Annotated in this window: 13 protein-coding genes; 6 read left to right on the top strand and 7 right to left on the bottom strand. The window is 69.7% G+C overall.

From position 1 onward, the window contains the following. Window positions 1–128: 128 nt before the first annotated feature. Window positions 129–689, bottom strand: a complete 561-nt coding sequence (locus ACFYY2_RS02885) for an NADPH-dependent FMN reductase (RefSeq protein WP_388736111.1) — start codon at window positions 687–689, stop codon at window positions 129–131. A gap of 255 nt (window positions 690–944) precedes the next feature. Between ACFYY2_RS02885 and ACFYY2_RS02880 the strand changes: the two genes are divergently transcribed. After that, window positions 945–1,568 carry a TetR/AcrR family transcriptional regulator gene (locus ACFYY2_RS02880; RefSeq protein WP_388736108.1) on the top strand — a complete coding sequence of 208 codons (624 nt, stop codon included), beginning with the start codon at window positions 945–947 and terminating at the stop codon, window positions 1,566–1,568. An 82-nt stretch (window positions 1,569–1,650) separates the two neighbouring features. Next, window positions 1,651–2,016 carry a YybH family protein gene (locus ACFYY2_RS02875; RefSeq protein ID WP_388736105.1) on the top strand — a complete coding sequence of 122 codons (366 nt, stop codon included), beginning with the start codon at window positions 1,651–1,653 and terminating at the stop codon, window positions 2,014–2,016. A 52-nt stretch (window positions 2,017–2,068) separates the two neighbouring features. Here ACFYY2_RS02875 and ACFYY2_RS02870 read toward each other — a convergent pair whose 3' ends face one another. Next, the gene (locus ACFYY2_RS02870; RefSeq protein WP_388736103.1) at window positions 2,069–3,094 is read right to left on the bottom strand and encodes an alcohol dehydrogenase catalytic domain-containing protein; all 1,026 of its coding nucleotides are present in this window, start codon (window positions 3,092–3,094) and stop codon (window positions 2,069–2,071) included. Between the two features lie 569 nt (window positions 3,095–3,663). Between ACFYY2_RS02870 and ACFYY2_RS02865 the strand changes: the two genes are divergently transcribed. Both ACFYY2_RS02865 and ACFYY2_RS02860 read left to right on the top strand, forming a co-directional pair. Next, window positions 3,664–4,410 carry an SDR family oxidoreductase gene (locus ACFYY2_RS02865; protein ID WP_388736101.1) on the top strand — a complete coding sequence of 249 codons (747 nt, stop codon included), beginning with the start codon at window positions 3,664–3,666 and terminating at the stop codon, window positions 4,408–4,410. A gap of 232 nt (window positions 4,411–4,642) precedes the next feature. Further along, window positions 4,643–5,086 (top strand): VOC family protein, encoded by a 444-nt coding sequence (locus ACFYY2_RS02860; RefSeq protein ID WP_388736099.1) that lies wholly within the window; start codon window positions 4,643–4,645, stop codon window positions 5,084–5,086. 109 nt (window positions 5,087–5,195) lie between these two features. Here the strand turns inward: ACFYY2_RS02860 and ACFYY2_RS02855 are convergent, their stop codons facing one another. Further along, window positions 5,196–7,562, bottom strand: coding sequence for a glycoside hydrolase family 65 protein (locus tag ACFYY2_RS02855; RefSeq protein ID WP_388736097.1), 2,367 nt, complete (start codon window positions 7,560–7,562; stop codon window positions 5,196–5,198). After that, entirely contained in the window at window positions 7,559–8,299 is a 741-nt protein-coding gene (locus tag ACFYY2_RS02850; protein ID WP_388736095.1) for an HAD family hydrolase, read from the bottom strand. Before ACFYY2_RS02850 ends, ACFYY2_RS02855 begins: the two co-directional genes overlap by 4 nt. 370 nt (window positions 8,300–8,669) lie before the next feature. Between ACFYY2_RS02850 and ACFYY2_RS02845 the strand changes: the two genes are divergently transcribed. Further along, window positions 8,670–8,897, top strand: a complete 228-nt coding sequence (locus tag ACFYY2_RS02845) for a DUF2945 domain-containing protein (RefSeq protein ID WP_388736092.1) — start codon at window positions 8,670–8,672, stop codon at window positions 8,895–8,897. 162 nt (window positions 8,898–9,059) lie between these two features. On the opposite strand, the gene ACFYY2_RS02840 is transcribed toward ACFYY2_RS02845, so the two are convergent. Further along, on the bottom strand, window positions 9,060–9,263 hold the full coding sequence (locus tag ACFYY2_RS02840) for a cold-shock protein (RefSeq protein WP_327111533.1): 204 nt from the start codon (window positions 9,261–9,263) through the stop codon (window positions 9,060–9,062). A gap of 519 nt (window positions 9,264–9,782) precedes the next feature. Between ACFYY2_RS02840 and ACFYY2_RS02835 the strand changes: the two genes are divergently transcribed. Next, window positions 9,783–10,364 carry a snapalysin family zinc-dependent metalloprotease gene (locus ACFYY2_RS02835; protein ID WP_388736090.1) on the top strand — a complete coding sequence of 194 codons (582 nt, stop codon included), beginning with the start codon at window positions 9,783–9,785 and terminating at the stop codon, window positions 10,362–10,364. A 165-nt stretch (window positions 10,365–10,529) separates the two neighbouring features. Here the strand turns inward: ACFYY2_RS02835 and ACFYY2_RS02830 are convergent, their stop codons facing one another. After that, complete coding sequence (locus tag ACFYY2_RS02830; protein ID WP_388736087.1) at window positions 10,530–11,315, bottom strand: enoyl-CoA hydratase/isomerase family protein; 786 nt, start codon at window positions 11,313–11,315, stop codon at window positions 10,530–10,532. Beyond that, a complete protein-coding gene (locus ACFYY2_RS02825) occupies window positions 11,312–12,559 on the bottom strand; it encodes a cytochrome P450 (RefSeq protein ID WP_388736084.1) in 1,248 nt (415 codons plus the stop codon). The genes ACFYY2_RS02830 and ACFYY2_RS02825 overlap by 4 nt, the downstream gene beginning before the upstream one ends. Window positions 12,560–12,600 lie beyond the last annotated feature (41 nt).

Below are 12,600 nucleotides of genomic sequence, written 5' to 3'. Positions count from 1 at the left end.
CTGATTTTCGCGCTTCGGCCGGGCCTGCGGGCCGCGCGCGCATCGTGCTCAGTGGGGCTGATTCGACTGTGGGGGCCGCCCGTGAAGGCGGCCCCCACAGGCCTTTGGGACGAGGTGCTGACGCGAGGTCAGGCAGCGCGGAGCGGGGCGAGCGCCGCGCTCCAAGCCTGGACCTGGTCCAGCGTGGCGTTCAGCGCGTCGACCTGGTGCTCGCCGGGCTTGAAGGTGCTGAAGTTCTCGAAGTCGGTGAACAGCGACAGGGCGACCTGCGCGCGCACGTCCGCCATCTGCAGCTCGGCCGAGATCAGACGCAGGTGCTCCACCGCGCGCGAGCCGCCCAGCGAGCCGTAACCCACGAAGCCGACGGCCTTGTTGTTCCACTCCGCGTACAGGAAGTCGATCGCGTTCTTCAGCGCGCCCGACGTCGAGTGGTTGTACTCCGGCGTCACCATGACGAAACCGTCGAAGGACGCGATCTTGCGGGCCCACTCCTGCGTGTGCGCCTGCGCGTACTGCCCCATCGACGGCGGCATCATCTCGTCGAGGTGCGGCAGGTTGTAGTCCAGCAGATCAACCAGCTCGTATTCGGCGTCCGTGCGCTGCGAAGCGACGTCGTGCACCCAACGCGCCACCGCCTCGCCATTGCGGCCCGGGCGGGTGCTACCAAGGATGATACCGATCTTGACCATGCGAAAACCCTTCGTGGATCATTGCCGAAGCGCATTGTGCAACGCGCTTCGACGGGAAATGTAACGCGACATGCTTGCGCAGTCAAGTACCTTGTCGGCGGCATCGTCCTTGCTTCCGGTTTCGAAGGAGCGGCGCCGAAGGGGCGGGCGTTCCGACAAGTCCCGTCGGCCCCCCACAGCCCTTGCGGTTCGCCCTGGGATTACCGTTCAGGCCTTGACCCATACGGATTACATGGACCGGCATAGAATGCCCCAATGCCCTCCAAGCGCTCCTACGCCTCCCCTCTGCGGGAACAGGCGGCCGCACGAACTCGCGAACAGATTCTGCTGCGAGCGACAGAGCTGTTCGCGGAACGCGGATATGGGCTGGTGACCGTCGCGGACATCGCGTCCGCCGCCGGGGTCTCCCCCAAGACGGTGTTCGCCAGCACGGGCAGCAAGGGCGACATCCTGGACCGGATCGTCGATCGGGGCGTGGCGGCGTCCGGCTACGAACAGGCCGTCCGGGAGGTACTCGAACAGCAGTCGCCGAGGGCCGTACTCGAGGTCCTGGCCCGCGGCACCCGGGCCGGCAACGAGGAGAACTTCTGCGTCCACGAGGCGATCCACAAAGCTCTGCCGGTCCACGAGCACGGCGACGCCCTTCGGCAGCGTGCCACCGCTGCGTACCGTGACGCCCTCGTCACCGGCGCGCACCACCTTCACGCGCTGACTCCCGCGCCGTCCGGCACCGAGCCGGAGACCGCGGACCTCCTGTGGTTCTGGTTCGGACCCGGCGGCTGGCGCTCGCTCGTGGTCGAGAACGGCTGGTCCTGGGACCGCACCGAGGAGTTCCTCGTCCGTACGGCGACCGCCACGCTGTACGGTGGCCGCCCCTAGCGACGTCCTGCCGGCGGTGCACGACCCGGGCCCGTGGGCTCTGAGCACGTGGAGGGACCTCGCACAGAACAGGAGTCGTGCCGTGACCGATGCCGTCGGAGAAGTCCTCGCTCGCTGGAAGACGGCGTTCGACAGCCACCAGCCGGACGTGATGGCGGACCTGTTCGCACCGGACGCGCTCTTCCAGGGCTTCGGGCCGTCCGTCGTGACCGGCCGGGATGCCGTGCGCTCGTACTACGGGATGGCCACGGCCGGTCGGCGTGCCGATGTCGTCGTCCTCCACAGCTACACGATCGGTGCGGACATCGCCGGCGGCTTCGCCGATGTCACCTTCACCGGCGCTTCGAAGCCCGAGGTGAGGATGCGTATGTCGCTGACGCTGCAGCGCGGCGAGGAGGGCTGGAAGATCCGTCAGTACCACGTGTCGCGACTCCCCACGCAGGGCTGAGGTGTGACCCCGCCCCGTGCGGCGGGGTCCACCGTGCGCGGTGACGTACGGGTCAGCCGGTGGTCAGCACCATCCGGAAGCGGGCGGTACCCGAGAGCATCTTGCTGTAGGCCGCGCCGGTCTCGGCCAGTGGCATCGTCTCGACCACGGGGCGAATGCCGTGCAGCGCGCTGAACTCCATGGTGTCCTGCACGGAACGCGCGGTCCCGGAGGGGTGCCCACGCAGGCTGCGGCCGCGCAGGATGATCTGCAGCGGACTGATGTCGAGGTTCTCCGGCGAGACTCCGATGACCACGAGTTCGCCACGGTGGCTCAGTCCCTCGACGGTCGCCGAGATGGCCTCCGAGCTGCCGGCGGTGGCGAGGACGACCTTCGCGCCCCCCAGGGCCTGCAGCGCGTCGGCGACAGGCGTTCCGGCCGTGCTGTCGATGTAGTGATGGGCCCCGAGTTCCCTGGCCAGGCCGCCCTTCTCGGCGCCACGGGCGATGGCCACGGTCTCGAAGCCCATGGCCTTCGCGAACTGCACACCGAGGTGGCCGAGACCACCGAGTCCCAGGACCGCCACCAGGTCACCGGGGCCGGCGGAACTGCGCCGCAGCCCGTCGTAGGTCGTGACGCCGGCACAGGCCATGGGCCCCGCTTCGGCGGCCGAAAGGGCGTCGGGGATGCGCGCCAGCGCGTCGATCGGAGCGATCATGCTCTCGGCGTACCCGCCGTCGTACGACGCGCCCGGGATCTTGACGTTGTCGCAGACCATGAAGTCGCCCTGCCGACAGGGAACGCAGTATCCGCAGCTCCCTCCGAACCACCCCACCGTCACGCGGTCTCCCACGTTCCACTGCTGTTCCCGCGCCCCTTCGCCCAGTTCCTCGATGCGGCCGGCGACCTCGTGCCCCGGGACCAGTGGGAACTGCAGCCCGGGGAGGGCACCGGTGACGAACACGTCGTCGCTGTGGCAGATCCCGCACGCTTCGACGGCCAGCCGTACGTGCCTGGGGCCCGGGTGCGGCGTCTCACGCTCCACGATCTCGAATTGGCTGTTCGGGGCGGCGACCTGCGCGACTCGATAGGTGTTCATGAATGTCTCCGAACTCCGGAGCGGCGGCCTGCGGTACGACCGCGGGCCGATGACGAGAAAGCGGGGGCCGGATTCACGGCCGAACCACTACGACTCTCGACCCCGGCGATTCGAGCGGGTACCGGCCCGGGCGATCGCCCCCTCTTTCGGGTCCGAAACGAGAGCTATTCCATCCCACCACCGCATGGTCCTGCGGGCAACAGCTGCGGGTCTCCGTGGTCTCTTTACCGCGCCCGCGGTAAAGAGACCACGGACACCCGGAGAAAGTACTCGGACGGTAAAGGCGCCCACGATCGTGAACTCGCTCCGGCTGGTGGCGCATCGCCTTGCGAGGTACGTTCGAGAAAAGCCGGACGCGCCGCGGCGGGCCCGGCGACTGTGCGGTTCGCGAGGCGTCCCGTCAACGATCCGCGTCCTGCCGCACCGGTCACCGGCGCCGGTCGGGGACTGAGAGGCCGTCCGGGCACGCCCCTGCCCCACGCGGGTGCGACGAAGGGGCACGCGGGGGACACCGCCCCGTTCGGAACGGCTCACCCGCCTCCTTGCCGCCTCGATCACCGGAGGCACTGATGGGCAGCACACCGGACCGATCCCAGGATCTCGCCGACCAGATCGTCGTGGTGATCGGCGCCAGTTCGGGAATGGGCCTCGAGACCGCGCGACAAGTCCGGGCGGCCGGGGGCCAGGTGGTGATGGTCGGGCGCGACCGGCAGCGGCTGGACCGGGCCGCGGCCGAGATCCAGCCCCTGAGCACGGCAACGCTCGATGCCGGTGACACCGACCGTGTCCAGCGGTTCTTCGACGACCTGCCCCAGACGGTCGACCACGTCATCTCGACGGCAGGCGGACCGTCGTACGCGCCCCTGGCCGACATGGACCTGACCGAGACCAGTCAGCACTTCGGCGAACGCCTGGCCATGACCCTCGGTATCGCGAAGTACAGCCGGGGCAAAGTGCGCGACGCGGGAACGCTGCTGTTCATCGGTGGCACAGGCGGCCGGAGGCCCGGCGTCGGCAGATCGGTGACCGCCGCCCTGACCGCGGCGCTTCCGGCCCTCACCGCGAACCTCGCGCTGGAACTGGCGCCGGTCCGGGTGAATCTCATCGCGGCCGGCTTCGTCGACACGCCCCTGTCGGCTTCACTCCTCGGCGACCGGATCGAGGCGCGGCGTGCGGAACTGCGTGCCTCGCTGCCCATCCGCCGGGTCGTCGGCCCTCAGGACGTCGCCTCGCTCGCCGTACACATCATGTGCAACGAAGCGCTGACGGGCGCGACCTACGACATCGACGGTGGCCAGCAGCTTCTGCCGGGCTGACCGAACCGGTTCGGAGGGATGACAAATCCATTCCCCGTCGGTCGATCGCGCCGACCGTTGCACCGCAACTCGCTTACGAGTGGCGACGTTATGGCTGCGCAGTATCGTGGTAATCCATGGCCGACCGACGCCATCGGATTTCAGGTGCTCGCGAGCTCCTCGATGCGGCGTGGAATTCTTTGCGGCCATTCACAGGCGGAACAATGCGCAGGCGGGACAGAAAGGCTCCACCGTGGACATGAAACTCGAAGTCGTAGTGATCCCGGTTGCGGACGTCGACCGGGCCAAGAACTTCTACACCGGGCTGGGATGGCGACTGGACGCCGACGTCTCCGGCGACGGCGGCTTCCGGGTGGTGCAGCTGACGCCTCCCGGCTCGCCCTGCTCGGTGATCTTCGGCGATGACGTGAGCTCGGCAGCACCCGGATCCGCCGAGGGACTGCATCTCGTGGTCTCGGACATCGAGGCGGCACGCGCCGAACTGGCGGGGAAGGGTGTCGCGGTGAGCGAGACCTTCCACGACGCCGGTGGGGTCTTCCACCACGCGGGCACGAAGGCCCGGCTCTCCGGTCCGGACCCCGATCGGACGAGCTACGGGTCGTTCGTCTCGTTCACCGACCCGGACGGCAACGGCTGGACGGTGCAGGAGATCACGGAGCGCCTCCCCGGACGGTGACACCTCGAGCTGACGCATGACAGCCGGCCCGTACATCGGGGCCGGCTGTCTCCGTGTCATGTGTCATACGGACGGTCCGTGCACGGACCGTCCGTATGACACGGCCGGCTCAGGGCTGTTCGTCGGGTTGCTGCCCCGGACGCCCCGGATAGCGGCCCGGCGGCTGTTCCGGTGCCCTCAGCCGACGGCCGTCCGGCACCGGGCGTCTCGTCGCCGATCCGGTGGTGAGGGTGAGCACCTCACCGTGATGACGGATCGTCATCGACGGCCCGTCGAGCAACGTGTAGGTGGCCGACCGGGCATCGATCTCGACGCGGACGCAGCGGCCCCAGATCCTGATGCGGAAGACGAGCCTGCTGAGCCTCTCCGGGAGCCGGGGCATGAACGACATGACGTCTCCGTCGTGGCGCATGCCGCCGAAGCCGCAGACGAGGGCCATCCACGTGCCGGCGAGTGAGGCGATGTGGAGCCCGTCGCGGGTGTTGTTCTCCAGGTCGTTCAGGTCCATCATCGCCGCCTCGACGGCGTAGTCGTAGGCGAGCTGCATGTGGCCGACCTCCGCCGCGATCACGGCCTGGCAGCAGGCGGACAGCGACGAGTCGCGCACCGTGCAGGGCTCGTAGTAGGCGAAGTTGCGTGCCTTGTGCGCCGCGTCGAAGGACTCGCCGCACGTGTACATCGCCAGCACGAGGTCCGCCTGCTTCACCACCTGCTTGCGGTAGATGTCGAAGTAGGGGAAGTGCAGCAGCAGCGGGTACTGGTCGACGCGGGTGGAGTCGAAGTCCCACGGTTGGTGACGCGTGAACCCCGCATGCTGCTGGTGCACCTTCAGCTCGTCGTCGTAGGGCAGGTGCATCTCGGCAGCGGCTTCCCGCCACGCCGCCGTCTCCTCGTGGTCCACCCCCAGCGCTGTGGCCTCGTGGGGATTGCGTTCGGCTATCTCGGCACCCCAGCGGAGGTTCCTGCCCGCCATGAGGTTCGTGTAGGTGTTGTCGTCCGCGATCGCGCTGTACTCGTCCGGCCCGGTCACACCGTCGATGTGGAACGTTCCGCCGCTGTCGTGATGCCCGAGGGACATCCACAGGCGGGCCGTCTCGACCAGAAGCTCCAGACCGCAGCCACGCTCGAACTCCGCGTCGCCGGTGGCGGAGACGTAGCGGATGACGGCGTCCGCGATGTCGGCGTTGACATGGAAGGCGGCGGTCCCGGCGGGCCAGTAGGCGCTGCACTCCGAGCCGTCGATGGTCCGCCAGGGGAAGGCCGCCCCGCGCAGGCCGAGTTGCCGTGCGCGGTCCCGCGCCTGGGGCAGTGTGCTGTGCCGCCAGTTCAGCGCCTCGACGACCGCGTTGGGCGAGGTGTAGGTGAGCAGGGGCAGCACGAAGGTCTCGGTGTCCCAGAAGGAATGGCCGTCGTACCCCGTGCCCGTCAGTCCCTTACTGGGAATGGCACGCTGCTCGGCGCGGGCGCCGGCCTGCAGGACGTGGAACAGGGCGAAGCGCACGGCCTGTTGCAGCTCCTCGTCGCCCTGCACCTCGACGTCGGACCTGGCCCAGAAGTCGTCCAGGTACTCCCGCTGCTCGTCGATCAGGCCCTGCCAGCCCGTGTTGGCGGCTGCGGCGAGCGCGGCCTCGACCTGGTCGCGCACGGCGGGGAGCGAACGGACGCCGGACCAGCCGTAGCCGACCGTCTTCTCGATCCGGAGCCGCTCCCCCGGGGCGAGTTCCGACGTGACGGTGAGCCGGGCGACGTCGGCGGTGCTCTCACTGCTGGTGCTCGTCATCGCGGGCCCGTCCACGGTGTGGTCGGCCGCCGCCGCCACTCTGAGCCCGCTGTTGTGGGTGCAGTGGATCAGCCGCAGGCGCGTTCCCGAGGCTGCGGCCTCCTCGGCGTCCAGTGGCGACTGCAATGCGACAGCGGCGCGCGGATCCCCTTTGGGGGTGGGCAGTTGCTCGTTGGCGATGAGTTCCGACTGCACGACGACACGCACCGTGGAGTCGACGGCCTCGACCTCGTAGGCGACGGCTGCTATCGAGCGCTGGGTGAAGGAGACCATGCGGGTCGATCGCACCCGCACGCTGCAGCCCGCGGGCGAGGTCCACTCGCACGTGCGCCTCAGCAGCCCGGCGCGCAGGTCGAGGACTCTCTCGTGACTGCGCAGGCGACCGTAACGCAGGTCGAACGGCTCGTCGTCCACCAGGAGCCGGATGACTTTGCCGTTGGTCACGTTGATCGCCGTCTGACCGGACTCGGGGTTGCCGTACGCGCCCTCCGCGTACGGCAGGGGGTGCACCTCGTGGACCCCGTTGAGGTAGGAGCCGGGCAGTCCGTGCGGCTCTCCCTCGTCGAGGTTCCCACGCCAGCCGACATGACCGTTGGACAGCGCGAACACGGATTCGCTCTGCGGCAGCAGATCCATGTTCAGTGGCGCCTCCCGCAGGATCCAGGGGTCCACCGCGAAGCAGTTGGCCGTGATCATGTCCGGCCCCCGAGGTCCGCCAGGTCCGGTACCACGACGTCCGCGCCGTGGGCCCGCAGGGCGTCGGCCTGTCCGACCCGGTCCAGGCCCACTACGTATCCGAAGTGGCCCGAGCGTCCCGCGTCCATGCCGGCCAGTGCGTCCTCGAAGACCGCTGACACGGAGGCCTTCACGCCGAGTTGGTCGGCGGCCGCGAGGAAGGTGTCCGGATGCGGTTTTCCGGCCAGCCCGCGCTCCGCGGCGACGAGCCCGTCGACGCGGACGTCGAACAGGTTCTCCGCCTGCACGGACTGCAGGATCTCGCGGCAGTTGACGCTTGAGGACACGACCGCAGTCCTGAGCCCTTGCTGTCTCACGGTTCTGACATAGCGCAGGGTGCTCGGGTAGGCCTCGACGCCGCTCGTCCGTATCTTTTCGAGCAGCAGGCTGTTCTTCCTGTTCCCCAGTCCCTGGACCGTCTCCTGCTCCCCGGAATCGTCCGGTGAGCCCTCGGGGAGGTGGATGTCCCGTGACTCCAGAAAGCTGCGGACGCCGTCCGCGCGGGGTTTGCCGTCCACGTACTCGTTGTAGTCGTGCTCGGCGTCGAACGGTGTGAAGCCGTCCCCGTAGCGCCGCCGGAGGAATTCGTCGAAGGCCTGTTTCCATGCGGCGGCGTGGACCACAGCGGTTTTCGTGATCACACCGTCCATGTCGAAAAGACAAGCCTGTATTCGAGCCGGCAGACCTAGCTCTTCCATGGCGAGCGCGCCCTTCCCGGGCCGGCGTCGTCGTGGCCCGTGCCGCGCGATGCCGAGATCCGGGGCGCGGCGGCCTGTTCCTCGGGCCCGACCCGTGATTTCACGATCCACCCGGCCGGAGCCTGGTGCAACCCGCGGCGGAGGGCCGTGAGCCTCGCCCTCCGAGTGACGTGCTCCGGAAAGGCGGGGATGCGGTGGCAGGGCGCAGGCGTGAGGGTGGGAGGGGCCGTCGCCGGTCCACGACACCGTGGAGGCGCTCCCACCGGAGCGGTCCGGAGCGGTGGGCGGACCCGGCCCACCACAGCGCCACGAGGCCTGGGAACAGCCCGGCACACCGATCGGCCGATCCGGACCGCGCGAGGAGACGTGCATGTCGAAGAAGAGTGATCCGAGCAGGGGCGACAAGGTCTCCTGGGAGAGCCACGGCCACAGGACGACGGGGAAGGTGAAGAAGAAGATCACCGGCCGCACGGAGGCTGCGGGCCGTACGGTGGACGCGTCACGCGACGACCCTCAGTACGAGGTCGAGAGCGACAGGTCCGGCCGCTCCGCGGTGCACAGGCCGGATGCCCTGCGCAAGGAGGAGGGCGGGTCCTGATCACGTCCTGTCGGTGACGTCCCTCCACGTCGCACAGCGCCGGAGCGGCGAAGTCCCGGACGCGTGTCGGCGGGAAGCGTCTGTGGGCCGGCGGCGGGATCCGGTCACCGGGCCCCCCGGCGCTCGTCCGGGGGGCCCTGGGCGTGTTCCGCCCGGCCGAGATCAGGCAGAAGTGATGTTCTCCGCCTGCGGGCCCTTCTGGCCCTGCGTGATGTCAAAGGTGACGGCCTGGCCTTCCTGGAGCTCCCGGAAGCCGGTGGCGTTGATGGCGGAGTAGTGCGCGAAGACGTCCGGTCCACCGCCGTCCTGCTGGATGAAACCGAAGCCCTTCTCGGCGTTGAACCACTTCACAGTCCCGCTGGCCATGCTTGTGCCTTCCTGTTCATATCCGGACCCGCACCTCGCGGTCCCGGGGTGTCGTGGTCAGCGCCGACACAGCAAAACGCCCGCACCAAAGCGCGGGCAAGCGAAGCGGACCACGACATCTGGCAGAGACGCTACATCGCGGAACCGGCCCCCACCAGGGAGCAACAACACGACGCACGCGTCCAGTCGGGTGAGCCGCCGCCTCAACTGCCATCCGCGCGGCCCGTCGTCCCGCCCGAGGACCCGGGAGAGCGGGACACCGGGGGCGGGAGCAGCAGCGGCAGAGTCGCGGAGCGGCTGTGAGCCGTACGGGTCCTGGCTCTCCGGGCGTGGCGTCGGGACGCAGTCGCAGAGCCTTTTCCAGCCCTTCTTGGATGACAGGGGCATGACCAACCAGCGAGGCCGGGCATAGTTCCGAGGACCTCGGGAGACCGGGCGGCCGGCTGACCTCACCGGTGCGGCTCCGCTCCCGCGCTCCCGGCTCCGCGGAGCCGGGCCCCCACGAGTGAAGGGACAGCAATGCCGCACTCCTTATGGCTCAAGGCAGCCGGGACCGCCGCAGCACTCACCCTGGCCGCGGCGACGGCGTCACACGCCGCTCCGGCACCGGAACAGGCCACCGCCTCGGGCGCGGCGGCCGTGGTGACGCTCCGCTACGACGACAGCAGGGCCGCGGGCTGGGAAGCGGCGATCAGCGCCGGAGTCGCCGCGTGGAACCTGAACGTGGACAACGTGAAGCTGGTCGAAGCCGCTCCCGGCGCCCGGGCCGAGATCCTGATCGTCGCCACCAGCGGTTGGCCCCAGGCAACGCTCGGCCCGGTGCGCCCGGGCGGCCAGGTGCGTGTCGAACTCGGAAGCCAGGCGGTGTCGCAGGGGTACGACAGGACCCGCATCGCCGCACACGAGATCGGCCACAGTCTCGGCCTGCCGGACACCAAGCCCGGCCCCTGCTCCCAGCTGATGTCCGGCTCCAGCGCCGGCACCGCCTGCCGTAACGCCGTTCCCAACGCCGCCGAACAGAGCCGTGTGGAGTCCGCCTACGCCAACGGCGTCGCCTCACGCGTACCGGCCGACGGCCGCCTCCTCGTGGACGCGGGCTGAAGGGCTGTCCCGTAGCAGGAGCACGGAACGGGGTGCCCGACCACGCCGTACGGCGTGGTCGGGCACCCCGGCGCTCGCACGGTGGCGCCGGACGCGACGAGGCGCCCGGCGGTGCTCGTACCCCGGCCCCACGGCACTCCGGATGCCCGCGCGGTGCCGGGAGGGTCAGCCTCTCGCGCGCTGGTGGAGAGCGGCTGCCAGCAGATGGGAGTCGAGGAGGGAGACGTCCGCCGTCCGGTCCGCCCGTGCGAAGCCCGCAAGCATCCGTTTCGTCAGGACGAGTGCTTCCGGCGAGCGTCGGACGAGAGGTCTGGTCCAGGACTCGATCACCTTGTCCAGCTGGTCGAGTGGCGCGGTCCGGTGGAGCAGCCCTATGCGGTGGGCCGTGTCCGCGTCGAAGACGTCGCAGGTGAGCATCAGCTCGCGAACCCTGGCCGCACCCGCCTCGGAGACCAGGCGGCCCATCGCTCCGCCCCACGCGGGCGGCAGCCCGATGCCGACCTCCGGCATGCGGAAGCGGCTGGTGTCGGCACCGGCGCGCAGATCGCAGAAGGAGGCCAGGGCGAGGCCGGCGCCGATGACCCGCCCGTGCAGCCGGGCGATGGTGACCGCGTGCGTGTTCTCCAGTGCCTGGCACAGGCGGTGGGCCTTGTCGGCGATGCGCCGCAGCGCCACTCCGGAGGGATCGGCGGTCAGGGCCTCCTGGTACTCGGCGCGGTCGGCCCCCAGGCTGAAGTCCGTGCCCAGTGACGACAGTGTCAGGATCCGGACATCAGGTCTCTCGTGGAGGTCGTCCAGCAGGGCTGCGAGGTCGTCGAGTACGGCGGCGTCCAGGGTGTCGTCCTGCCCCCAGGGGTTGAGGCGGACGTGCAGCACGGGACCGTCCTGCTCGGCGAGTACGGCCTTGGGAACCGTGCGGGCGCGTGCGGCGGTGGGACCGGTGTGGGTCATGCGAGGGCTACGTCCAGGTTCAGCAGGCGCCGGAACGCCACGCGGGGCGCCATCGACGGGGGGCGTACGAGGGTGAGGCGGGGAAGGCGCCGGATCAGTTGACGGAGGAGGGTCTGGGCTTCGAGGCGGGCCAGCGGAGCACCCAGGCAGTAGTGGATGCCGCCGCTGAACGCGAGGTGGCCCGGGGTGCGTCCGGGGTCGAACCGGTCCGGGTCACCGTGTCTGGCCGGGTCCCGGTGCGCCGCTCCGATCATGAGGTGGACCATCTCGTCCCGGCGGACCTCGATGCCCCCCAGCACGGTGTCCTGTGAAGCGACCCTGCTGATCACGTGGGTGGGGGGGTCGTAGCGGAGCGTCTCCTCGACGAAGCCGACCGCGAGGCCGGGGTTGTCGGCGACCATGTTCCAGCGGTCCGGGCTCTCGACGAGCCGCAGCGTCATCGTCGACAGGAGTGTCGCGGTGGTCTCCAGGGCCGCCAGCAGGACGAAGAGCACCAGGAAGTAGACCGCCTCGTCGGCCTTGTCCCGGTCGGGCTCGATCGCGTCCCATGCCTGGATCCACCGGGTGACGGGATCGTCTCCCGGACGGGAGCGCCGGTCGCGCACCACTTCCATGAAGTAGGTGCGCAGTTCTGCCGTGGCGGCGTCGGACTGTGCCAGCTGGCTGGCCGAGGGCAGCAGTTCCTGCGTGAACACCTGATCGTGGGTCAGCTGCCGCAGCCGGGGCCAGTCCGCCTGCGGCAGCCCGAGCCAGTCACCGATGGTGGCGACCGGCAGCTCCTCGCAGACCAGCTCCGAGAAGTCCGCCTCGCCGGTGCGTATTCGTTCCGTGAAGGCGTCGAGGAGTTGATCCGCGGTCCGGCTCACGTTGCGCCCGATGCGCTCCACGGTGGCCCGGTCGAAGGTGCCTGCGGCCCGTCGCACCCTGGTGTGGTCCGGGCGGTTGAGCGCGGCGAGCGTGTTGCTCATCTCGCGCGAGGAGGGCGCGTTCCAGCGCGTCCCGGGTCCTTGGCGCTCCCGCCAGCTCCGGTCGGGCTCCAGCCACTCACGACTGCGCAGCACCTGGTCGCAGGCGGCGAAGCCCGTGACGAGGGAACCGCCCCAGGGCGCGGGCACCACTTCTCCCCGCGCGAGGAGTTCGGCGTATATCGGGAAGGGGTCGGCCTGCCCTCTGACCGTCCGCAGACGGGAGAAGAGGGAGGCGGACGCCCGGCGGTCGTACGACGGAGATGTGGCAACCCCCATATGGCGGCTCCTTTCTGAGGACCAGCCGCCATGCATACCCA

The sequence above is a fragment of the Streptomyces sp. NPDC001822 genome (genome assembly GCF_042892135.1).
Taxonomy (GTDB): domain Bacteria; phylum Actinomycetota; class Actinomycetes; order Streptomycetales; family Streptomycetaceae; genus Streptomyces.
Note: the sequence above shows the minus strand (reverse complement) of the source record. Positions and strands in the feature narration are given on the sequence as shown.

What these genes read in the sequence shown, in the direction of transcription:
- ACFYY2_RS02885 (WP_388736111.1), bottom strand. Translation starts at nt 689, where the DNA reads ATGGTCAAGATCGGTATCATCCTTGGTAGCACCCGCCCGGGCCGCAAT.
- ACFYY2_RS02880 (WP_388736108.1), top strand. Translation starts at nt 945, where the DNA reads ATGCCCTCCAAGCGCTCCTACGCCTCCCCTCTGCGGGAACAGGCGGCC.
- ACFYY2_RS02870 (WP_388736103.1), bottom strand. Translation starts at nt 3,094, where the DNA reads ATGAACACCTATCGAGTCGCGCAGGTCGCCGCCCCGAACAGCCAATTC.
- ACFYY2_RS02865 (WP_388736101.1), top strand. Translation starts at nt 3,664, where the DNA reads ATGGGCAGCACACCGGACCGATCCCAGGATCTCGCCGACCAGATCGTC.
- ACFYY2_RS02855 (WP_388736097.1), bottom strand. Translation starts at nt 7,562, where the DNA reads ATGATCACGGCCAACTGCTTCGCGGTGGACCCCTGGATCCTGCGGGAG.
- ACFYY2_RS02850 (WP_388736095.1), bottom strand. Translation starts at nt 8,299, where the DNA reads ATGGAAGAGCTAGGTCTGCCGGCTCGAATACAGGCTTGTCTTTTCGAC.
- ACFYY2_RS02845 (WP_388736092.1), top strand. Translation starts at nt 8,670, where the DNA reads ATGTCGAAGAAGAGTGATCCGAGCAGGGGCGACAAGGTCTCCTGGGAG.
- ACFYY2_RS02840 (WP_327111533.1), bottom strand. Translation starts at nt 9,263, where the DNA reads ATGGCCAGCGGGACTGTGAAGTGGTTCAACGCCGAGAAGGGCTTCGGT.
- ACFYY2_RS02835 (WP_388736090.1), top strand. Translation starts at nt 9,783, where the DNA reads ATGCCGCACTCCTTATGGCTCAAGGCAGCCGGGACCGCCGCAGCACTC.
- ACFYY2_RS02830 (WP_388736087.1), bottom strand. Translation starts at nt 11,315, where the DNA reads ATGACCCACACCGGTCCCACCGCCGCACGCGCCCGCACGGTTCCCAAG.
- ACFYY2_RS02825 (WP_388736084.1), bottom strand. Translation starts at nt 12,559, where the DNA reads ATGGGGGTTGCCACATCTCCGTCGTACGACCGCCGGGCGTCCGCCTCC.